Origin of the sequence: Paracoccus sp. M683, assembly GCF_007096355.1 — a bacterium.
In the GTDB taxonomy this organism is placed as follows: domain Bacteria; phylum Pseudomonadota; class Alphaproteobacteria; order Rhodobacterales; family Rhodobacteraceae; genus Paracoccus.
The window spans coordinates 432,328-453,861 of the sequence record NZ_VKDF01000005.1; the positions used below are offsets into that span (position 1 = coordinate 432,328).

At 62.6% G+C, this 21,534-nt stretch carries 23 protein-coding genes; 18 read left to right on the forward strand and 5 right to left on the reverse strand.

Features of this window, described 5'->3' with window-relative positions; translation table 11 throughout:
- Positions 1-7: 7 nt before the first annotated feature.
- The 6 genes from FNJ84_RS12500 (at position 8) to cysE (ending at position 7,468) form a co-directional block, all read left to right on the forward strand.
- Positions 8-640, forward strand: a complete 633-nt coding sequence (locus FNJ84_RS12500; protein ID WP_143793441.1) for a DUF2460 domain-containing protein — start codon at positions 8-10, stop codon at positions 638-640.
- Entirely contained in the window at positions 637-1,536 is a 900-nt protein-coding gene (locus tag FNJ84_RS12505) for a DUF2163 domain-containing protein (RefSeq protein ID WP_143793442.1), read from the forward strand. The genes FNJ84_RS12500 and FNJ84_RS12505 overlap by 4 nt, the downstream gene beginning before the upstream one ends.
- On the forward strand, positions 1,529-1,993 hold the full coding sequence (locus FNJ84_RS12510) for a peptidase (RefSeq protein WP_143793443.1): 465 nt from the start codon (positions 1,529-1,531) through the stop codon (positions 1,991-1,993). The genes FNJ84_RS12505 and FNJ84_RS12510 overlap by 8 nt, the downstream gene beginning before the upstream one ends.
- Positions 1,981-5,862 carry a glycoside hydrolase/phage tail family protein gene (locus FNJ84_RS12515; protein ID WP_143793444.1) on the forward strand — a complete coding sequence of 1,294 codons (3,882 nt, stop codon included), beginning with the start codon at positions 1,981-1,983 and terminating at the stop codon, positions 5,860-5,862. Before FNJ84_RS12510 ends, FNJ84_RS12515 begins: the two co-directional genes overlap by 13 nt.
- Positions 5,849-6,562, forward strand: a complete 714-nt coding sequence (locus FNJ84_RS12520) for a DUF2793 domain-containing protein (protein ID WP_143793445.1) — start codon at positions 5,849-5,851, stop codon at positions 6,560-6,562. Before FNJ84_RS12515 ends, FNJ84_RS12520 begins: the two co-directional genes overlap by 14 nt.
- Positions 6,563-6,640: 78 nt before the next feature.
- Positions 6,641-7,468 (forward strand): serine O-acetyltransferase, encoded by an 828-nt coding sequence (gene cysE, locus FNJ84_RS12525; RefSeq protein WP_143793446.1) that lies wholly within the window; start codon positions 6,641-6,643, stop codon positions 7,466-7,468.
- Here cysE and FNJ84_RS12530 read toward each other — a convergent pair.
- Positions 7,459-8,523, reverse strand: coding sequence for a quinone-dependent dihydroorotate dehydrogenase (locus FNJ84_RS12530; protein ID WP_143793447.1), 1,065 nt, complete (start codon positions 8,521-8,523; stop codon positions 7,459-7,461). The two genes, cysE and FNJ84_RS12530, sit on opposite strands and share 10 nt — an antisense overlap.
- Entirely contained in the window at positions 8,520-8,855 is a 336-nt protein-coding gene (locus FNJ84_RS12535; protein ID WP_143793448.1) for a DUF952 domain-containing protein, read from the reverse strand. The genes FNJ84_RS12530 and FNJ84_RS12535 overlap by 4 nt, the downstream gene beginning before the upstream one ends.
- A gap of 157 nt (positions 8,856-9,012) precedes the next feature.
- Between FNJ84_RS12535 and FNJ84_RS12540 the strand changes: the two genes are divergently transcribed.
- Complete coding sequence (locus FNJ84_RS12540) at positions 9,013-10,614, forward strand: bifunctional UDP-sugar hydrolase/5'-nucleotidase (RefSeq protein ID WP_143793449.1); 1,602 nt, start codon at positions 9,013-9,015, stop codon at positions 10,612-10,614.
- A gap of 116 nt (positions 10,615-10,730) precedes the next feature.
- Here the strand turns inward: FNJ84_RS12540 and FNJ84_RS12545 are convergent, their stop codons facing one another.
- Positions 10,731-11,669 carry an alpha/beta fold hydrolase gene (locus FNJ84_RS12545; protein ID WP_143793450.1) on the reverse strand — a complete coding sequence of 313 codons (939 nt, stop codon included), beginning with the start codon at positions 11,667-11,669 and terminating at the stop codon, positions 10,731-10,733.
- A gap of 13 nt (positions 11,670-11,682) precedes the next feature.
- A complete protein-coding gene (locus tag FNJ84_RS12550; RefSeq protein WP_143793451.1) occupies positions 11,683-11,967 on the reverse strand; it encodes an SCP2 sterol-binding domain-containing protein in 285 nt (94 codons plus the stop codon).
- Positions 11,968-12,049: 82 nt separating this feature from the next.
- On the opposite strand from FNJ84_RS12550, the gene FNJ84_RS12555 reads away from it, so the two are divergent.
- The 5 genes from FNJ84_RS12555 to FNJ84_RS12575 all read left to right on the forward strand — a co-directional run bounded on the left by FNJ84_RS12555 (position 12,050) and on the right by FNJ84_RS12575 (position 17,142).
- Complete coding sequence (locus tag FNJ84_RS12555) at positions 12,050-12,613, forward strand: tetratricopeptide repeat protein (protein ID WP_143793452.1); 564 nt, start codon at positions 12,050-12,052, stop codon at positions 12,611-12,613.
- 4 nt (positions 12,614-12,617) lie between these two features.
- A complete protein-coding gene (locus tag FNJ84_RS12560) occupies positions 12,618-15,479 on the forward strand; it encodes a helicase-related protein (RefSeq protein WP_143793453.1) in 2,862 nt (953 codons plus the stop codon).
- A 7-nt stretch (positions 15,480-15,486) separates the two neighbouring features.
- Positions 15,487-15,762: an RNA-binding S4 domain-containing protein gene (locus FNJ84_RS12565; RefSeq protein WP_143793454.1), complete on the forward strand. Its 276-nt coding sequence runs from the start codon at positions 15,487-15,489 to the stop codon at positions 15,760-15,762.
- A 211-nt stretch (positions 15,763-15,973) separates the two neighbouring features.
- On the forward strand, positions 15,974-16,312 hold the full coding sequence (gene fdxA / locus FNJ84_RS12570; RefSeq protein ID WP_143793455.1) for a ferredoxin FdxA: 339 nt from the start codon (positions 15,974-15,976) through the stop codon (positions 16,310-16,312).
- A gap of 320 nt (positions 16,313-16,632) precedes the next feature.
- Positions 16,633-17,142, forward strand: a complete 510-nt coding sequence (locus FNJ84_RS12575; RefSeq protein WP_143793456.1) for a CarD family transcriptional regulator — start codon at positions 16,633-16,635, stop codon at positions 17,140-17,142.
- A 56-nt stretch (positions 17,143-17,198) separates the two neighbouring features.
- Here FNJ84_RS12575 and FNJ84_RS12580 read toward each other — a convergent pair whose 3' ends face one another.
- Entirely contained in the window at positions 17,199-17,753 is a 555-nt protein-coding gene (locus tag FNJ84_RS12580) for a hypothetical protein (RefSeq protein WP_143793457.1), read from the reverse strand.
- A gap of 75 nt (positions 17,754-17,828) precedes the next feature.
- Here FNJ84_RS12580 and FNJ84_RS12585 point away from each other — a divergent pair, with 75 nt between their 5' ends.
- From FNJ84_RS12585 to FNJ84_RS12605, 6 genes are all read left to right on the forward strand, one after another.
- The gene (locus FNJ84_RS12585) at positions 17,829-18,380 is read left to right on the forward strand and encodes a PadR family transcriptional regulator (protein WP_143793458.1); all 552 of its coding nucleotides are present in this window, start codon (positions 17,829-17,831) and stop codon (positions 18,378-18,380) included.
- A gap of 164 nt (positions 18,381-18,544) precedes the next feature.
- A complete protein-coding gene (locus FNJ84_RS22210) occupies positions 18,545-18,850 on the forward strand; it encodes a hypothetical protein (protein ID WP_221931971.1) in 306 nt (101 codons plus the stop codon).
- Between the two features lie 3 nt (positions 18,851-18,853).
- Positions 18,854-19,045 (forward strand): hypothetical protein, encoded by a 192-nt coding sequence (locus tag FNJ84_RS22215; RefSeq protein WP_221931972.1) that lies wholly within the window; start codon positions 18,854-18,856, stop codon positions 19,043-19,045.
- Positions 19,046-19,145: 100 nt separating this feature from the next.
- Entirely contained in the window at positions 19,146-20,063 is a 918-nt protein-coding gene (locus FNJ84_RS12595; RefSeq protein ID WP_143793459.1) for a manganese-dependent inorganic pyrophosphatase, read from the forward strand.
- A gap of 3 nt (positions 20,064-20,066) precedes the next feature.
- Positions 20,067-20,936, forward strand: a complete 870-nt coding sequence (locus tag FNJ84_RS12600; RefSeq protein WP_143793460.1) for a TIGR01459 family HAD-type hydrolase — start codon at positions 20,067-20,069, stop codon at positions 20,934-20,936.
- Between the two features lie 134 nt (positions 20,937-21,070).
- Positions 21,071-21,514 (forward strand): MaoC family dehydratase, encoded by a 444-nt coding sequence (locus FNJ84_RS12605; protein WP_143793461.1) that lies wholly within the window; start codon positions 21,071-21,073, stop codon positions 21,512-21,514.
- Positions 21,515-21,534: the final 20 nt, after the last annotated feature.

Sequence of the window (21,534 nt, forward strand, 5' to 3'; positions counted from 1 at the left end):
CGGGCAGATGGCATTTCATGATGTAAGGTTTCCGACGAACCTGTCCTTTGGGTCGGTCGGCGGCCCCGAGCGGCGATCCGAGATCGTCACGCTTGCCAACGGATACGAAGAACGCAACTCGCCCTGGGCGCATTCGCGTCGCCGCTATGATGCGGGGATGGGGTTGCGTTCCCTGGATGATGTACAGGCATTGTTGGCTTTTTTTGAGGCACGAGCCGGGCAGTTACATGGTTTCCGGTGGAAGGATTGGTCCGATTGCAAAAGCGGCGGCGCCGTGGCCGAGCCCGCATTTGACGATCAGACGATCGGGCATGGCGATGGGGTGCAGACGCGCTTTCAGTTGATCAAGGCTTATGTTTCGGGCGCGACGCGATACGAGCGGCCAATCACCAAGCCGGTTCGCGATACGGTGCGCGCAGGCGTTGGTGGTGTCGAGATGTTCCCCGGATTGGGCTATACGGTCGACCGCCACAAGGGGCTGATCACATTCGATACCGCCCCGGCCAGCGGTGCCGAGATTACCGCAGGATACGAGTTCGATGTTCCGGTGCGGTTCGATACCGACCGGATCGCGGTGTCGATGGCGTCTTTCCATGCCGGTGACATGCCTCAGGTGCCAGTGGTGGAGATCAGGGTATGAGCACGACGACATTGGCACGCGCTTGGTCCATCAGCCGCAAGGATGGGCTGGTTCTGGGCTTTACCGACCATGATCGCAGCATGATGTTCGAAAAGATCCGCTTTCGCCCAGATAGCGGCCTGACTGCTAGGGCGATCGTGCAGGCCTCGGGGCTGTCGGTCGACAATACCGAGGCCGAAGGGGCGTTGACCGATGATGCCATCACCGAGACGGATCTGATGGCAGGATTGTGGGACGGGGCCGAGTTGCGGATGTGGGAGGTTGACTGGACTGACACAATGGCGCGCAAATTGCTGTTCCGCGGCAGTCTGGGTGAGGTCTCACGCTCTGGCGGTGCATTCAGGGCTGAATTGCGAGGGCTGTCCGAAACGCTGAATCAGGCACGCGGGCGCCGCTATCATCCGCGCTGCTCGGCGGTTCTTGGTGATGGGCAATGTCGCGTCGACTTGGCTCACCCTTCGGTGCGTGGCGAGGCTGCGATCGAAGTCGTTCAGGACGAGACACGTCTGATCATCGCACCGATTGGCGCATTTTCAGATAACTGGTTCGAGCGCGGCACGGTCGAGGTTCTGTCGGGACCGGCCACCGGTATGCGCGGACAGGTGAAGAACGACCACCGGCTGCCGGGTGGTGGCCGGATGCTGGATCTGTGGGCGTCGTTGGGTCGAGCCCCTGAACCGGGTGATATGTTGCGGGTAACCGCCGGTTGCGACAAGCATGCGGCGACCTGTCGTGCAAAATTCGCAAATTTCCTGAATTTCAGGGGCTTTCCGCATCTGCCAAGCGAGGACTGGCTTTTGTCGCCAGACAAGGCGCCGCGTCATCCTGACATCAAGTTTACCGTTGATCCGTCCGATATTCGCGACATGTTCAACATTGGAGGGCGCGATGACTGAACGGATCGCTGCCCTCGCGCGGGGCTGGCTTGGGACGCCCTATGTCCATCAGGCCAGTGTTCAGGGCGCCGGAACGGATTGCCTGGGACTGATCCGAGGCGTGTGGCGGGCGCTTTATGGGGCTGAACCGGAACCAGTTCCGCCCTATTCGCCAGATTGGGGTGAAGCCGGGCGGGACGAGGTGCTGATGGCCGGTGCTATACGCCACCTTTGCGTTGTTCCCGACCATCAGCCAGACGCGCCAGGTCAGGTCCTGCTGTTTCGCATGCGTGATGGCGCGATCGCCAAGCATCTGGGCATTCTGACAGCGACCGATCCGCAGCCCAGTTTTGTGCATGCCTATGATCGCCATGGAGTGATTGAGAGCCCGCTGTGCGGACCCTGGCGTACCCGGGTCGTGCGACGCTTTCGTTTTCCCTGCGACGATTTTAACGGAGATCCCTCATGGCAACATTAGTTCTGTCCGCCGTTGGAGCATCGGTCGGCGCGGGCTTTGGTGGTGCATTTCTTGGCCTGTCGGGTGCTGTCATCGGCCGGGCCATCGGCGCGACGATCGGCCGTGCAATAGATCAGCGTCTGCTGGGCGGCGGGTCCAAAGCGGTCGAGACGGGTCGGATCGACCGGTTGCGTTTGCAGACCGCAGGTGAGGGAATGCCTATCCCACGTCTCTGGGGCCAGATGCGGCTGCCTGGGCATGTCATCTGGGCCTCGCCGCTGGAGGAGATTCGTCAAAGCCAGGGTGCTGGCAAGGGCGCCCCCAAGCCACAGGTTACCGAGATCAGCTATCAACTTTCGGTCGCGCTTGCCCTGTCCGAAGGGCGCGTGTTGGGCGTCGGCCGTATCTGGGCCGATGGCGAAGAGATCGCGGCCGAAGACCTGAACATGCGCGTTTATCGTGGCAGTGAAACGCAGCTGCCGGATCCCGCCATTGCGGCCCATGAGGGCGAGGATGCGCCGGCCTACCGTGGTATCGCCTATGTGGTGCTGGAAAACCTGAGCCTGGCACGTTGGGGCAATCGGATGCCTCAACTGAGTTTCGAGGTGACTTGCGCGGCACAGGACGGATCCGGTTTGGCGGGCGATGTGCAGGCCGTGGCGATGATTCCGGGCACAGGGGAGTATTCGTTGGCCACCTCGCAGGTGATGCGCGAATACGGAATGTTCCAGCAGCGCGTCAGCAACGTCAATACACCTGCCGGCGGCACCGATTTCGCCGTCAGCCTGCGCAGCCTACGGCGCGAATTGCCGAATGTCGGTTCGGTGTCGCTTGTTGTGTCGTGGTTCGGTGACGACCTGCGGATCGGTCACTGCAGTGTTCAGCCCAAGGTCGAGCATGCCGGCGAAGGCGGCTATGACATGGAATGGCGCGCCGGCGGTATCGGGCGGGCGGCCGCAGCCGAGATCACCCGTGTCGACGAGAGGCCGATCTATGGTGGAACCCCGTGCGATCAGTCGGTCATCGAGGCCTTGCAGGCGATCGCGGCGACCGGGCGCAAGGCTGTGTTCTATCCCTTTATCCTGATGGAGTTGGTTGCCGGGAACGGGCGGCCCGATCCCTATGGCAATCCCGAGCAGCCCGTCATGCCCTGGCGTGGCAGGATCACGACGTCGAAAGCCCCAGGGCGCGTGGGCACGACCGATGGAACTGCCGCCGCAAGGGCCGAGGTCGACGCATTTTTCGGCGCAGCCAGGGCAAGTGATTTCAGTGTGGTCAATGGCAGTATCCATTATGCTGGACCTGCCGAATGGTCCTATCGCCGCTTTATTCTGCATTATGCGCATCTGTGTGCCTTGGCGGGAGGGGTCGATGCCTTTCTGATCGGGTCCGAAATGGTCGCCATGACGCAGATTCGTGGCGCGGGCCGCAGCTATCCGGCGGTCGAGCAGCTTCGCCGCCTGGCGGCCGATGTGCGCGCGATCCTTGGGCCCGAGGTCAAGTTGAGCTATGCCGCAGACTGGTCCGAGTATTTCGGCCATCATCCCGGCGATGGTGAAGCGATGTTCCATCTTGACCCGCTTTGGGCCGATCCGAATATCGACTTCATCGGTATCGACAATTACATGCCGATGTCCGATTGGCGCGATGGCAGCGACCACCTGGATGCATATTGGAAGCGGATCGACAATCACGCCTATTTGCTGTCGAACGTATCAGGTGGCGAAGGATATGATTGGTACTATGCCAATGACGATGATCGCGATCAGCAAAGGCGGACGCCCATCCGTGACGGTGCCTATGGCGAAGACTGGGTCTGGCGCTACAAGGATCTGAAAGGCTGGTGGCAGAATCCGCATTTCAACCGGCCCGGAGGTGTGCGCTCGGAAGAGGCGACTGAATGGGTGCCCGGATCAAAGCCGTTCTGGTTCACCGAGATCGGCTGCGCGGCGCTGGACAAGGGGACGAACCAGCCGAACAAGTTCCTCGATGCGATGAGTTCGGAGAGCCGGCTGCCGCATTACTCGAATGCGCGCCGCGATGACGGGATTCAGACAGCCTATATCCGGGCGATGGCGGCCTATTGGTCCGATCCTGCCAGCAATCCGGCGATGGCGGATGGTCGCCGGATGGTCGATGTATCCCGTGCCCATGTCTGGTGTTGGGACGCACGGCCCTATCCGGCTTTCCCTCAGCGGCTGGATCTATGGAGCGATGGCCTCGCCTGGGAAAGGGGGCATTGGCTGAACGGTAGGGCCGGAACCGTGCCATTGGCCAGCGTCGTGGGTGATATCTGTCGGAGGGCCGGAATCCTGGCATTCGACACCAGCGGCTTGTCAGGAACGGTGCGCGGCTATGTGTTGGCCGGCGATGAAACCGGTCGGGCCGCCTTGCAGCCGCTGATGCTGGCGCATGGGTTCGACGCGGTTGAAAGAGACGGCGCCCTGCGTTTTGTCATGCGCAATGGCTTGCCTGTTGCGGATTTGGGTCCCGAGCATCTGGCCTTGGCGGATGACATCGCGGGTTTCGAGGCCAGCCGGGCTGCCGAGCCCGAATTGGCAGGGCGCATCCGCTTGACACATGTCGAGGCCGGCTCGGACTTTGCGCCCTGCACGGCCGAGACGATGTTGCCTGGTGACGATCCGATGGCAGTTTCGGACAGCGAGTTTCCGATGGCATTCACCCGCTCCGAAGGGCGGGCCATTGCCGAGAGATGGTTGGCTGAATCGCGAATAGCGCGCGATTCAGCCCGTTTCGCGCTGCCTCCTTCGCTGTCGCATCTTGGTGCGGGCGACGTGGTGCGGATGCAGGGCAGCAATGGACACAAGCATCTGTGGAGGATCGACCGCGTCGAGCGGGCGGGTGCGCTGACGGTCGATGCCGTCCGTGTCGAGCCGGGCGTTTACGTGCCGGCGCTTGCAACCGAGATCAGCGGCTCGGTCAAGGCCTATCGGCCGCATCTGCCAGTGTGGCCGGTGTTTCTGGACCTGCCGCTGATGCGTGGCGACGAAGTGCCGCATGCGCCCTATGTGGCGGCAAGCGGGAAGCCTTGGCCGGGGCGGGTCGCGACATTCCTTTCGCCCGACGAGACTGGCGGTTTCGAGCTGGATGTGATGATGCGCAGGCCCGCCATTATGGGACTGACGGAAAGCCCGCTAAGGGCGGCACGTCCGGGCATGATGGATCGCGGCGCGCCCTTGCGGCTGCGGCTGAATCAGGGCGAGCTGCGCTCGATCGGGCAGCCGGCATTGCTGAATGGCGGCAACCTGCTGGCCATTGGTGACGGCAGTTCGAACCGGTGGGAACTGCTGCAATTCGTTCACGCGGTGCCGGTCGAGCCGGGGCTTTGGGACATTAGCCATCGCTTGCGTGGGCAGGCGGGAACGGATGCGGTCATCCCGGCGGTCTGGCCGATTGGCAGCGCGGCGGTGCTTGTGGATCGTGCGGTCGTGCAGCTTGATCTGCCGCCATCGGTGCGCGGGCAGGAACGGTTCTGGCGGATCGGACCGGCGGAAAGGCCGGTCGATGATCGCAGCTACAGGTCCGGGGCCATCACGATCCGCAGCGTCGGGCTGCGTCCCTATTCGCCCTGCCATTTGCGTTGTGAAGGGCGTCAGGTCAGTTGGACGCGGCGCACGCGAATTGATGGCGATGGGTGGGATGGCCCGGATGTGCCATTGGGCGAGAACCGGGAACAATACCTGCTGCGGCTGCGGCAGGCGGGTTCGGTCATCCACGAAATGCGGCTGGATCGGCCGGAATATCAGGTGCCACAGTCCGTCTGGCTGCAAGCCTTGGCGGATGGCGCATTCCACATCGAGGTGGCTCAGCTGTCGGATCAGTTCGGCGCGGGGCCGTTTACCAGGAGGGAAATCAATGGCGGTCAATGATACGAACAGGCTGGGCATGCCGCTGCTGCAACCGGCACAGGCGCAGAAACATGTCACGGTAAATGAGGCATTGATGCGTCTGGACGGGCTGGTGGGGCTGGTGCTGCAAAGCACAAGCAACACCGAGCCGCCCGAGACCGTGATTGACGGACAGTGCTGGAGTGTCGCTGCGGGCGCGAGTGGCGTCTGGCAGGGGCGGGCAGGGCAGATCGCCATCGGCACGAACGGAGGCTGGGTCTTTCAAGCGCCGAGGGTCGGCATGCGGGCATATGTCGTGGACCAAGGGGTCGCGTCGATCTATGACGGCAGCCGATGGGCGCCCGGCGCGCTGACGCTTGGTTGGACGGGCGCCGGTCTGCTGGCCGGAATCGCCGAAATGGAAGTCACCGTTTCGGCAGGTGCCAGCTTTACAACGGATGTGCAGATCCCCGGTGGAGCAATGGTTATCGGCGCAACCGCCCGCGTCAGCCAGGCGCTGACCGGCAGTCTTGCCACCTGGCAACTGGGCACGCCCGGCGCCGAAAATCGGTTCGGTCAAGGCCTTGGGACGGGTGAGGGCAGCTGGGCACGCGGTATGCTGGGGCAGCCGGTTACCTATTGGCAGCCCGAAAACCTGGTGATGACCGCAGAAGGTGGCGATTTCGCAACCGGGCGCGTCAAGATTGCGGCTCACTGGCTATCTTTGCGGCTGCCATCATGATCTTTTGCCCGCCCGCGCTTTCCCCTATGCCGCCTTTGGTATAAAGATAGGGTCTGACACAACGCGGGCGGGCATCCCATGAATATGCAAAGCAACGCGAAACCTGGCGCTGCGCGCGAGCGGGGGGCGATCTGGACGCAGATATGCGATGAGGCGCGCCGCGCCGTTCAGGCCGAGCCGCTTTTGGGCGCCCTGATCCATGCCGGTCTGCTGCACCATCCCAGTCTGGAGGCTGCGCTGGCCTATCGTTTCTCTATGAAACTTGCCTCGGACGAGATGAGCGAGCAGCTTTTGCGCGAAATCGCGGATGCGGCTTATGCCGATGACATCTCGCTTGGTGATGCGGCGCGGGCCGATCTTCTGGCCGTCTATGATCGGGACCCGGCGACGCACCGGCTGATCCAGCCCATTCTGTTCTTCAAGGGCTTTCAGGCCTTGGAGGCCTATCGGATCGCGCATTGGTTGTGGCGGCAGGGACGCAGGGACATGGCCTATTTCGTGCAGATGCGCAGTTCGGAATGCTTTGGCGTCGATATTCACCCCGGCGCGCGTATTGGCACGGGCGTGATGATCGACCACGCCCATTCCATCGTCATCGGCGAGACGGCCGTGGTTGGCAACGACGTGTCGATGCTGCATTCCGTGACGCTTGGTGGCACCGGAAAAGAGGATGGCGACCGCCACCCAAAGATTGGCGATGGCGTGCTGATCGGGGCAGGGGCGAAGGTGCTGGGCAATATTGGCGTGGGCGATCATTCCCGCATCGCCGCGGGCTCGGTCGTGTTGCAGGATGTGCCGCGCTGCAAGACGGTTGCGGGCGTGCCGGCCCGTGTGATCGGTGATGCCGGTTGCAGCGAGCCATCACAGTCGATGAATCAGCTTCTGGGCATCGAAAACTATCTTTGAAGCCAATCCCTGATGCCGCTGCCGGTCAGTTCCGGCAGCGTGATGGCGTGACGATCAAGCCGTTCGTCCAACTCGCGCGCAATCCGAGTGGCCAGCGAAAACCCCTGATAGATCAGTGCCGAATACAGCTGCACCGCGGTCGCACCGGCCCGCAGTTTTTCCCAAGCCTGATCCGTGGTAGAGATGCCTCCCACGCCGATCAGCGGAACTTTTCCCTTTGTTTCCCGATACAGCCGAGCCAGGATTCTGGTCGACCGGTCAAATAGCGGCGCGCCGGACAGGCCGCCCGTTTCGTGCAATTGCGGGTCATTCAGCCCGTCGCGCGACAGGGTCGTATTCGTTGCAATGATCGCGTCGACCCCTGCATTGCTGGCCACGGCCGCGATGTCGGCCAGGGATGAATCATCAAGATCGGGGGCGATCTTGATGAAGATCGGCGGGCGTTCGTCAAGCGAATCGCGGGCCTTCATGACCCCGTCCAGCAACACCGCAAGCGCCTCGGCACCCTGCAAATCGCGCAGCCGCTCGGTATTGGGCGAGCTGACATTCACCGTCAGAAAATCGGCCGTGGCGCCGGCGATTCGCACGACCTCGGCGAAATCCGCGGCGCGATCGGCGCTGTCCTTGTTCGCGCCTATATTCAGCCCAACCGGAATGCCTTGCGGGCGGGCGGAAAGCCGCTTCGCGATCGCCTCCGCGCCTTCGTTGTTGAAGCCAAAGCGATTGATGATCGCGCGATCCACCGAGAGACGGAACAGGCGCGGACGTGGGTTGCCTGGTTGAGGCCGGGGCGTCGCTGCGCCCAGTTCGACAAAGCCAAAGCCCGCCCGCATCAGCGGTGCCACGGCCCGCGCATTCTTGTCATATCCGGCAGCCAGGCCGATCGGGTTCGGCAGATCCAGCCCTGCCAGCCGCAGCCGCAACCGGTCCGAGGTGACCGCCGCACCGGGCAGCGGCACCAACCCAAGCGCCAGCGCCCGGATCGACAGATCATGGGCGCGTTCAGGGTCGATCCGGTGCAGAGTGGCAAGGCCCAGTTGCTCGATGATGCTCATGCCAGATCCCCGATTTCATGGCCGTTTGGACCCAGTTCGACAAGCCGGGCCCACAGCACGTCATCCATTCTCAGCAGCCTGTAAAGATGAGGAAAATCCTGTCCGCCGCGCGACTTTTCCCATAGCAGGTCATCGCCCAGTGTCTCGGCCTCGCAGGCCAGCAGCATCAGCCGGCTTTCGGCCGCGAAATGTTTGGCCAACGTCTCGGGCAGTTGTTTGACGGTCGAGAAATGCACATAGCCATCGTCACGGTCGACCGGTGCGCCGGAGGTGGTGCCGCGCTGTTGTAACTCGGCCCATTCAGAGGGGCGGAAAATCTTGTAGATCAGCATGGCCGCATTTGCCGCGAGCGTCCTGCCGCGGTCAAGGGGCGTCGGTCGCCAGCCTGTCCGACGGACGAATTCGAAAGCAGTCTGATCGGTTTGACCGCTGCGGGCGGCTGCGCCAATCTGTCGGCATCGAACCAATGGGGAATGAAAGGAATCACGAATGAGGATCCGGCTTCTAATGGCTGCATCAGCCGCGGCCCTGACCGCAGGCACGGCGCAGGCCGAAACCGTTCTGCACATTCTGCATACGAACGATTTCCACAGTCGCGTCGAATCAATCAACGCTTATGACAGCACCTGCGACGCGGAAACCGAAGGCAAGGGCGAGTGCTTTGGCGGCACCGCACGATTCGTTACCAAGATCAACGAGTTGCGGAAGCAGTTCGAAGATGCGGGCGAGCCGATGATCCTGCTGGATGCCGGCGATCAGTTCCAGGGCAGCTTGTTCTATACCACCTACAAGGGCAAGGACACGGCCGAGTTCATGAACAAACTCGGCTATGATGCCATGGCCGTCGGCAACCATGAATTTGATGACGGGCCCGAGGTTCTGGCATCCTTCATGGATGCGGCGGAATTTCCGGTGATCTCGGCCAATATCGACGCTTCACAGGATGCCGCGCTGAAGGACAGGCTGGTCGGCAACACCATCATCGAGATCGGCAATCACAAGATCGGCGTGATCGGCGGCACCACCCTGGACACGCCCGAAATCGCCTCGCCCGGCGATGACGTGATCTTTCTGGACGATGTCGAAAGCATCAAAGCCGATGTCCAGGAACTGACCGAACAGGGCGTCGACAAGATCATCGCCCTGACGCACGAGGGGTATAACCGCGATCAGGAACTGGCCGCTGCCGTGCCGGGCCTGGATGCCGTGGTCGGCGGCCATACCCACAGCCCTCTTGGCACGATGGAAAATGCCGTCGGGCCCTATCCAACGCTGGTCGCGGGGGCTGACGGCGTCGATGTGCCGGTGGTGCAGGCCTATGCCTATTCGAAATATCTGGGCCACCTGAAGCTGACCTTCGACGACGCCGGAAAAGTCATCGCGGTCGAGGGCGAGCCGATCCTGATGGATGCCTCGGTCACCCCTGATCCCGAAACGCTGACCCGGATTGCCGAACTGGGCGCCCCCATCGAAGAGCTGAAGAACAAGCAGGTGGGCGAGATCGCCGCACCGATTGACGGGGACCGCGCCAATTGTCGCGCCAAGGAATGCGAGATGGGCAATGTCGTGTCCGAGGCGATGCTGGCGCGGGTCAAGGATCAGGGCATCACCATCGCCCTGTCCAATGGCGGCGGGCTGCGGGCCTCGATCGACGCGGGGCCGGTGACGATGGGCGAGGTGCTGACCGTGCTGCCCTTCCAGAACACGCTGTCCACCTTCCAGGTGACCGGGGCCGATGTGGTGGCGGCACTGGAAAACGGCGCCAGCCAGTTAGAGGAAGGCGGAGGTCGCTTTGTCCAGGTCGCGGGCCTGAAATACACGATCAACAGTGCCGCCGAACCGGGCAGCCGGATCAGCGACGTGCTGGTGTCGAAGGATGGCGAATGGATGCCGATCGACCCATCCGCGACCTATGGCGTGGTTTCGAACAACTATGTCCGCGGCGGCGGAGACGGGTTCGAGGTTTTTGCGACAAACGCCAAGAACGTCTATGATTTCGGCCCTGATCTGGCAGATGTCCTGGCTGAATACATTGCCGGGCAAGGGCCGGATTTCGCGCCGGTTCTGGACGGTCGGATCACCGTGAACTGAGGCCGGGGATAACGGCATCCTCTGCCTGAAATTGATGAAGCCCGGACAAGGTTCCGGGCTTCATTGCTTTTGGGGGCACGGGTTTTGCAAGGCGCGGCGAGGGCAGCCCCTTGGCGTCAGGTGGCCCCGATATGGGCCAGCAAGGTCTGAAAGAACTGCTCGCGGACCTCGGTGGTTTCCATCATTGCCTCGTGACGGCAGCGTGCGAGCGACAGCAGTTGCGCATCCGGCCAGCGCTCGACCCGGTCGCGAATGGCCGAGGACGAGACGACCTTTTCCCCGTCGCCAAGTGAGACCATCACCGGATAGTCGGGCGAGGGCAGGCCCGACAGCCGGGTGCATTCATTCAGCGCCTTGGCCACCCAGTCGAAACTGGCGCCCCCGATGGTCAGGTCGGGCCAGGCGTCGGCCTCGCAGACCATGCGCGCCCATTCGGCGGCATCATGGGTCAGCAGATTGGCGCTGAAAGCCTCGTCCAGAACATAGGTGCCGCTTGCGCCGCTGCCGGGGGCGGCATGTCCGCCGCGACCCAGGCGGCCGGCGATATAGGCCATGCCAAGCGCCACGCCATGCGGCATCTGCCGCAGGTTGATCCCCCACATCGGCGCCGAGAAGGCCGCTGTCTGCACCGGCAATTCGTTATGCAACGCCGCCAGCCCGATACAGCCACCCATGGAATGCGCCAGCAGATGCCAGGGGCGTGGCAGGTCCAGTTCAGTCGCGGCCACGACCATCTCGACCACATCACGCTGATAATCGCTGAAATCGCCGATATGGCCGGGGCGCGGATCATCCTGCAGCCGATCCGACAGTCCCTGGCCGCGCCAGTCGATTGCCAGCACGGTCAGTCCAACCGCGTTCAGCCGCGCGGCGGTCTGGCTGTATTTCTCGACATATTCGGTCCGGCCGGGGAACAGAAGCACGCTGCCATGCGCCGCGCCATGGGTCCGCCAGCAGGCAAGGCGCAACTGCACGCCGTCATCGGCCTTGGTGAAAAAGGCCTCGGCGGCGGGCAGCCGGTCATTGTGCAGCTGATGGAATGGCGCGGGCGTCACCGGATCATCCGGGTCAGGACAGCGCCGCGCCCAGCTGCATCGCCAACGGCATCGAGCCGTCGATCTTCAGCTTGCCGGTCATGAAGGCGGCGGTCGGGTTGACCGAGCCATCCAGGATGCCCTCGAACGTCTCGCGCGAGGCGGTCAGGGTCACTTCGGCCTCGTCATCGCCGGCGCGCGCGCCATCGGCGTCGATGAAGATCGCGCCTTCGTCCTCGATCACGAATTTTGCCGTCGAATCGAAGCTGCCCAGCTTCTCGTTCAGCTTCTCGACCGCCTTGTTCACGACTTCGCTCATATTGATGCCTCCGTTCGGCTTTGACTGGCCCCTGACCCTTTGACTGTCTACACTGGTGGTAACACAGGCGGAAGGCAGGAAAATGGTTCGTTTCGCAGCAGTGCTGCTTGCCGCATGCGTCAACATTTTCGCGTTTGGCGCAAGTGGTGGCGTTGCGTCAGCCCAAGCGGCGGCCGATCTGGATCGGATGTTTGCGGATCTGGCGCAGCCCGAGGGCGAGGGCTGGCGCATCGCCGAAAGCGATATTTTGCGGGAATGGTCGAAATCGGGATCGGCGGCGATGGACCTGCTGCTGAAACGTGGTGAGGATGCGCTGGATCAGGGCGATGCGATCACCGCCATCGGCCATCTGACGGCGTTGACCGACCACGCGCCTGATTTCGCGGCCGGCTATCAGGCGCGGGCGGTGGCCTATGCGATGAAAGGGGACTATGGCCCTGCCGTCGCCGATCTGGCCCGCGCGCTGGAACTGGAACCGCGCCACTTCGCCGCGCTGACACAGTTGGGCAGCATGCTAGAGGAAATGGGTGATACCGACCGGGCGCTTGCGGCCTATCGCGAAAGCCTGAAGATCCATCCCCATCAGCAAGAGGCCATCGACGGACAGGCACGTCTGGAAATGGCGACGCAGGGCACCGATATCTGACCCCATGACTTCGCGAGTGACGGCCGTGCTGGGGCCGACCAATACCGGCAAGACCCATTATGCCATCGACCGCATGCTGGCCCATCGCACCGGGGTAATCGGCCTGCCGCTGCGTTTGCTGGCGCGCGAGGTCTATGACCGCATCGTCAAGGCGCGTGGCCCATCGGTCGTGGCGCTGGTCACGGGCGAGGAACGCATCGTGCCCGATCGGGTCCAATACTGGGTGGCCACCACCGAGGCCATGCCCGAGGTCGGCGCCGATTTCGTGGCCATCGACGAGATCCAGCTTTGCGCCGATCCTGAACGCGGCCATGTCTTTACCGACCGGCTGCTCAATATGCGCGGATTGCACCAGACCCTGCTGCTGGGCAGCGATACCATGCGCCCGGCCATTGCCGCGCTGGTGCCCGGCGTGCAGTTCGAGAGGCGCGAAAGGTTCAGCACGCTCAGTTGGGCGGGGTCCAAGAAGCTGTCCCGCATGCCCGCGCGCAGCGCCATTGTCGGTTTCAGCGTCGATAACGTCTATGCCATCGCCGAACTGATCCGCCGTCAGCGCGGTGGTGCGGCGGTGGTGATGGGCGCGCTGTCACCGCGCACCCGCAATGCCCAGGTCGCGATGTATCAGGCCGGCGAGGTCGACTATCTGGTTGCCACCGATGCGATCGGCATGGGGCTGAACCTCGACATCCGCCATGTTGCCTTCAGCGCGACCGAGAAGTTTGATGGCCATCGGATGCGCCCGCTGTTTCCGCATGAAATGGGGCAGATCGCAGGCCGGGCGGGGCGGCACACCGAGCCCGGCACCTTTGGCGTCACCGGCGAGGCTGCGCCCCTGGATGAAGGGCTGATCAGCGCCATCGAGAACCATCGTTTCGCGCCGATTCAGCGGCTGATGTGGCGCAATGGTGCCATCGAATACGGCACGCTTGACCGGCTGGTTGCCAGCCTTGAAACCGCACCGCACAGCGAATGGCTGTCGCGCGGGCGCGAGGCCGATGATCTGCGGGCGCTGAAATCCCTGCGCGATCTGCCAGAGATTCGCGACCGGGTCGGCGCGCCCGCCGATGTCCGGCTGCTGTGGGATGTCTGCCGCGTGCCCGATTTCCGGGGAATCTCGCCTGCTGAACATGTCGGGTTGTTGCAGCGCATTTTCGGCTTTTTGCAGGAAGGTTCGATCCCGGCCGACTGGCTGGCCCGCCAGATCGAGCGTATAGACCGGCCCAAGGGCGATATTGATGCACTTTCAAAGCGTCTGGCATATATTCGGACCTGGACCTATGTGGCGCAACGACGTGGATGGGTGCAGGATGAATCCCATTGGCGCGGCGAGACGCGCGCTGTAGAAGATCGGCTGTCGGATGCGTTGCATGTCGCATTGACCGAAAGATTTGTGGACCGGCGCACATCCGTGCTGCTGCGCCGGCTCAAGCAGAAGGAGAGCCTTGTGGCCGAAGTGAATGACAAGGGCGAAGTGACGGTCGAGGGCGAGTTCGCCGGCCGCCTGGATGGATTCCGGTTCCGCCCCGACCAGACCGCGACGGCGGATGAGGCAAAGATGCTGAACCGCGCCAGCTACGAGGCGCTGCGCCCGGAATTTCATCTGCGCGCCGACCGATTCTATAATGCGCCCGATACCGAACTGGATTTCACCGAACAGGGCGGGCTGATGTGGGGCAGCTCTGCCGTGGGCAAGCTGGTCAAGGGTGCCGATGCGCTGCATCCGGGCGTCGAAGCCTTTGTCGATGACGAGGCCGGCCCCGATGTCGTCGAAAAGGTCCGTCGCCGTTTGCAGCATTTCATCGACCGCAAGGTTGCCACCTTGTTCGAGCCGCTTCTGGCGCTGCAAAAGGATGAAACGCTGACCGGGCTGGCCCGTGGCTTTGCCTTCCAACTGATCGAATCCTTTGGCGTCCTGCCGCGCGAACGCGTGGCCGGCGACGTAAAGGCGTTGGATCAGGATGCCCGTGGCACGCTGCGCAAGCATGGCGTGCGCTTCGGTCAGTTCACCATCTTCCAGACTGCGCTGCTGAAACCCGCGCCGACCCGGCTGCGGCTGGTGCTGTGGTCGCTGGCCGAAGGCTTGGACGAATTTCCCGAAAGCCCGCCCCCCGGCCTGGTCACGATCCCGCATCTGGCCGAGGTGCCGGACGGGTATTACACGCTGTCGGGCTATCACCCGGCGGGTGACCGCGCGATCCGCATCGACATGTTGGAACGGCTGGCCGATCTGGTGCGCGCACAGGATACGCGGGCGGGGTTCGAGGCCAATCCTGACATGCTGTCGATTACCGGTATGACGCTGGATCAGTTCGCCGATCTGATGCAGGGGCTCGGTTATGCCGCCGAGAAGGGCGAGCGCGCCAAGGTCAAGGCACCCGAGCCCGCGCCGGCGACTGTCGAGAGCACCGAAGCGGTCGCTTCGGATGCGCCGATGACCGAAGAGGAATCGGTGCTGGTTGCCGAGACCCGTGCCAAATGGGAGGCCGAGCAGGCCGCGAAGAAGGCGGCCGAGCCTGCCGAAGCCGAAGCCGAGGCTTCCGCGGATGCGGAAAATGCGACGGAAGAGGCACCCGAGACCGAGGTGTTCTATACCTTCCGTTGGGCGCCCAAACCTCGTGCACCGCGTCGTCCGGCCCGGAACGACAACCGCAACGAGGCCCGTCCGCCCCGCAAGGATCGTGGCGAAGGCGCGCCAAAGGGCGAGCGTGGTGATCGCGAGCGTGGCGATCGGGGGCCGAAGAAAAAAGGCGGCCCCAAGAAGGGTGGCAAGCCGCAAGGCACCAAGACCTATGGCACCCGCCCCGAGAAGCAGGCCGATCCCGACAGCCCCTTTGCTGTTCTGGCGGCGCTGAAGACGCGGGAATAAGACCCGTTTGACCGATACCGACGAGGTCTTGCGTCTGGACAAATGGCTGGTTCACGCCCGCCTGTTCAAGACGCGCGGCCTTGCTGCCGCCCGGATCGAGGGCGGCGGCGTCCGCGTCAATGGTCAGCCGACCCGCAAGCCCGGTCGCGCGGTTCGGCCGGGCGATCAGGTCACGGTTTCGGCCCATGGTCAGGTGCGCGAATTGCGTGTGGTGGCGCTTGGCGTGCGGCGCGGGCCGGCATCAGAGGCGCAGGACTTGTATCAGGAATTGGACGGGGAATAGGGGCGCTGCCCCTCGGCGCGTATCGCGCCTCACCCCGGGATATTTGGATCAAAGCGAGGGCAGGGCGTTCGTTCGTCAGCGGGGCGGTCGCGTGGACTGCTGTTCGCGGTGTGTGCGATGCGGCGAAATGGCGGTCTTTTCGCCGGGCGTGGCCTTGATTGATGGCGCGGGCGGGCGTAACTAGCGCCTCGGAAGAAACGGAGCTGCCCCGATGACCTATATCGTCACCGATAATTGCATCATGTGCAAATACACGGATTGCGTCGAGGTCTGTCCGGTCGACTGTTTCTATGAGGGCGAGAACACATTGGTGATTCACCCTGATGAGTGCATTGATTGCGGCGTCTGCGAGCCGGAATGCCCGGCCGATGCGATCCGCCCCGATACCGAGCCGGACATGGAAAAATGGGTCGAGTTCAACCGGAAATATTCGGAAGCCTGGCCTGTGATCACCCGCAAGAAAGATCCATTGCCCACCGCTGAAGAGATGGACGGTGTCGAGGGCAAGCTGGACAAGTATTTCTCGGAAGCGCCGGGCGAGGGCGACTGATTCGGTCTGACAGATGCCGCAACGGATTGCTTGTCCGGTGCTAAGCCCATGGCAAGCAAAGCAGAATTGAACGGGCGTTATCCAGTGCGATAATCGTCGCAAGCCGCTTTTTTTGAAGCGTTTTTTATGCTATATATATGTCACATTCGTGTCGGTGCGGGCAGAGGGCCTGTCCGGCATGCGCCATAGACTGCCAAACCCGCATTCGCTGCCGGATGTGGGGAAGATTTGATGACCAATGCGATCCTGAAGGCGGTTGTGCCGCCCAGGGTCGTTTGTGCGCTGTGCGAACCCGCCGGCGCCACCTATGAGGAAGCCTGATGTCGAAATCCAAGAAAAACGAATTCCGTCCCGATGACTTTGTTGTCTATCCCGCGCACGGGGTTGGCAAGATCGTTTCGATCGAAGAGCAGGAAGTTGCCGGGCTGAAGCTGGAGATGTTCGTCATCTCCTTCGAGAAGGACAAGATGACCCTGCGTGTTCCCACGGCCCGCGCGACCGAGATCGGTATGCGCAGCCTGGCCAGCCTGGATCAGATCGACCGTGCGCTGGACACGCTGAAGGGCAAGGCCCGCGTCAAGCGCGCGATGTGGTCACGCCGGGCGCAGGAATACGAGCAGAAGATCAACAGCGGCGATCTGATGTCCATTGCCGAGGTCGTGCGCGACCTGCACCGCAATGACGACCAGCGCGAGCAGTCCTATTCCGAGCGTCAGCTTTACGAAGCCGCGCTGGACCGGCTGACCCGCGAAGTGGCCGCCGTGGCCGGGCTGGATGAAGGCGCCGCCCAAAAGCGCGTGGACGAGGTTCTGACCAGCCGCGCTGCCTGATTTATCCAGTTTGGAACAGAAAGGGGGCGTCCCGTTGGGGCGCCCTTTTTCGTGGTTTATCGTTGCGCGGGCCTCATTAGCAGATGCCAGCCCCAGGCCAGCAAGGCACTGCCGATCATCAGCCCGTCGATTGCGGTAAGTGCCGCCGGCAGGAAAGGCCGCAGCCCGACGATGATCGCGCCCATCAGATAAAGGATCGCCCCCAGGCGGATCAGGCCACCCCGGCGCCAGCAAACGATGCACAGCAGAACCGCCGAGGCGAGGAAGGTCATGCTGATTGCCGTGAACTCTGGCCCCAATGCGGCGACGATCATGCCGCGCTGATCAGCCGGCAGATCGGGCAACAGCCGGTTGACCGTAAAGGTCAGCGCTGCCAGTCCCGCCAGTCCCGCCATGCTCAGCAGATAGGCGGCCAGTGCAGCGGGATCCTCGCGCCGATCAAGGGACAGCCACAGGCCGGGCATCCCCATCAGCCCCAGAACCGGCACCAATGTGCCGATGCCGGGGTTGCCTTGCGGGGCCAGAATGTCCAGCGCCGTATCCAGCAGATAGCTGGCACCAGACAGGCAAAGCACGATGCCTGAAAGATAGAGAAAACGCGAAAGAACCATGATACGTCCTGTCGATGAATTTCTTCGCGAATATATGACAACACATATATGATTCGTCTAGTATAAAGGAGCGCCATGTCCCTGCGCCACGCCATTCTTGGCCTTCTGACCTTTCAGCCGATGTCGGGCTATGCGTTGAAAACGCGCTACTTCGACTGCTCGATCGCACATTTCTGGCCGGCCGATCAGGCGCAGATCTATCGCACGCTGCAATCGCTTGAGGCCGAGGGCCTTGCCGAAAGCCATACGGTTGTGGGCGAGACGCGACCCAACAGCCGCGTCTATCGGATCACCCAGGCGGGGCAGGCTGCGCTGAGCGAATGGCTGGGCGTGGCGCAGCCACTGGTGACGCAAAAGGATTCGTTCCTGGTGCAGCTCTATTTCGGCAGGCTGATCAGTCGTGATCAGATTCTGGCGGTCTTGCGGGCGCGTCGGGCGGAACATGCGCGATTGCAGGACTATTATCAGCGGCTTGATCTGCCACCCGGCGACAGCCCCATGATGCGGCGACAGGCCCGTTTCGGAGGCCTTACGCTGGATTTTGCCCGCAGGCGAGAGACAATGATGCTGGACTGGCTCGACGCCTCGATCGCCGAGGTAGAGGGCTGGAGCGAGGGTCAGGTCTAGGCATCGCCTGCGGCGTGGGCAAGCCGCACCGGGCCGTTAATGCTCGGCTTGAAAATGTCGATTGACTTGTGGTGACGTGATCGCCCAGCCATGCAGCCATGGGCTGATTTGCGCGATGTGCAAGTGCCGTCGCCGGGCCGGGTTTCTGGTACGGAGAAGATCTGATGACCAGTCGTATTCACATGGCAGCTTCGGCATTTGCCGCATTGGTTTTGGCGGCCATGCCGGTCCTTGCGCAGAACCTAGCGACCTTTGATGACCTGGATTTCAACGTCTATACCAGCCAGGACTGGGAGAACCTGCACAAAAGCCATGCCGAGGACATTCTGGTCCATTACCCTGATGGCCGCACGACGACCGGCATTCCCGACCACAGAAAGGAACTGGCCTTCATGTGGACCTTTGCCCCCGACAACCGCATCACCGAACATCCCGTGCGCTTTGGCACGGCCGATGGCGGCTGGACGTAGGTGATGCGCTATCTGGACGGCACCTTTACCGAGCCGATGGTTCTGGCCGACGGCACGACCATCCAGCCGATCGGCAAGGCCTATCATCTGCCGATGGCCACGATCGGGCGCTGGAATGCCGATGGCAGCATGGATGAGGAATATCTGTTCTGGGACAATACCACGCTGATGACCCGGATCGGCGTCGGGCAATAGCGGGCAACAGGCCGCGCCAGGGCGTGCTGCCCTTTGTGGACAAGGATCGGTTGCCCGCCTATAAGGCGCGCGACTTATCCATCCCATTGCGAGGCGCATCATGATCAAGGTTTTCGGCCACAAGGCTCCTGATACGGATTCCACCGGTTCCCCGATCATCTGGGCCTGGTATCTGAACGAGGTTCGCAAGACCCCCGCCAAGCCCGTCCTGCTGGGCGAGCCGAATACCGAGGCCGCATGGCTGCTGACACGTTGGGGCATCGAAAAGCCGGAAATCATCGCCGATGTCGCCGCTGGCGAGAAATGCGTGATCGTCGACACCAACAACCCGGCTGAACTGCCGGCATCCATCAACGATGCCGATGTGCTGGAAATCATCGACCATCACATGCTGGCCGGCGGCATCAAGACCAGGACGCCGATCAACATCACCGTCCGCCCTCTGGCCTGCACCGCGACGATCATGCACGATCTGATCGGTGACGATCTGGCCCGCGCGCCCGAGGCCATCAAGGCGGCGATGCTGACCTGCATTCTGTCGGACACGCTGGAATTCCGCAGCCCGACCACCACGGCGCATGACAAGGCGGTGGCCGAGAAGCTGGCTGCCGATCTGGGCATCAGCATTCCCGACTATGCCGCCGAAATGTTCGCCGCGAAATCCGACGTGTCGGCCTTTGGCGAGGATGCGCTGCTGCGGATGGACAGCAAGGAATACGAACTGGGCGGCAAGCAGTTGCGCGTCTCGGTTCTGGAAACCACCGCACCGCAGGTTCTGCTGGACCGCAAGGATGCGCTGATGGCTGCCATGCCGGGCGTGGCCAAGGCCGATGGCGCCGATGAGGTTCTGCTGTTCATCGTCGACATTCTGAACGAACAGGCGACGCTGCTGGTGCCGAATGATTTCGTCAAGACCGTGGCCGAGAAAAGCTTCAACGCCACCGTCACCGGCGATACGGTTCTGCTGCCCGGCATCATGAGCCGCAAGAAACAGATCATCCCCGCGCTGGCGGTCTGAGGCATGACGCGGATCATCCAGTCCCTGTCCGAAATCGGGCAGGGCTATGACGCGCTGTATTGCGACCTGTGGGGCTGTCTGCACAATGGCAAGCAGCCCTATCCGGCCGCCGTTGCGGCATTGCAGGCCTATCGGCAGGGGGGCGGCAAGGTCTGTCTGATGACCAATGCCCCGCGTCCGAACCAGTATGTCAAGGCGCAGCTGGACCGCATGGGTGTGCCGCATGATGCCTATGACATCATCGTCAGCTCGGGCGATTGCGCCCAGGATGCGATGTTCGCGGGCGCCGTGGGCCGCAGGGTCTGGCATATCGGCACCGAAAAGGATGATGGCTTCTTCACCGACATTCCCGCCGAATGGGCCGATGCCCCCGCCATCACCCGCGTCCCGCTGGATCAGGCCGAAGGGATCGTCTGCACCGGCCCCTTTGACGAACTGAACGAAGTGCCCGACGATTATCGCGGCCGGCTGATGCTGGCGCGGGAACGTGGGCTGACGCTGCTTTGCGCCAATCCCGATATCGTCGTCGACATGGGAGAGACCCGGATCTACTGCGCCGGCGCCCTGGCCGCACTTTATGACGAGATCGGCGGCACCTCGCTTTATTTCGGCAAGCCCTATCCGCCGATCTATGACCGGGCGCGTCGGTTGCTGGAACTGCGTGATGATGCGCAGATTCTGGCGATCGGGGACGGGATCAACACCGATATCCGCGGCGCCGTGCAAGAGGCGCTGGATTCGCTGTTCGTGACCGGCGGTCTGGCGGCCGACGCGATGGGTGACGATGTCGAAAACCCCGATTCCGGTCTGATGGGCGAATGGCTGGCCACGCATCAGCTGGACCCCACCTTTGCCATCGGGCGGTTGCGCTAGACGCGACCGTCTTCCTGACCTGCCAAGCGCGGTGTCGTAACATTCTTATACTTTAGGCCATAGAGCCTGATATTTTCTTGCGCGACGGTTTTCATGCTGCTATGCAGCATCGAGACCGAGGCAAGAGGCTTAGGATGTTGGACAACCTTCCACGCGGCACGATCGTCATCGAGGATCTGGAAATCGGCATGACCCGTTACCTGCAAAAACAGGTCACGGATCGCGACATCGAACTGTTTGCCGAGGTATCCACCGACCACAACCCTGTGCATCTGGACGATGCCTATGCACAGGACACCATTTTTGAAGGGCGCATTGCCCATGGCATGCTGACCGCCGGGCTGATCAGCGCCGTCATCGGGGAACAATTGCCGGGCCATGGCACGGTCTATCTGGGCCAGACGCTGAAATTCATGGCCCCTGTCCGGCCCGGTGACATGGTGCGGGCCGAGGTCTCGGTTCTGGATATCGACATGTCCAAACGCCGGGTGACGCTTGCAACCCGCTGCCTCGTCGGTGATACGGTCGTGTTGAAAGGCGAGGCGGTCGTTCTGGCGCCAAGCCGCAAATTCGACTGAGGACGGGGCCTGGCCCCGAC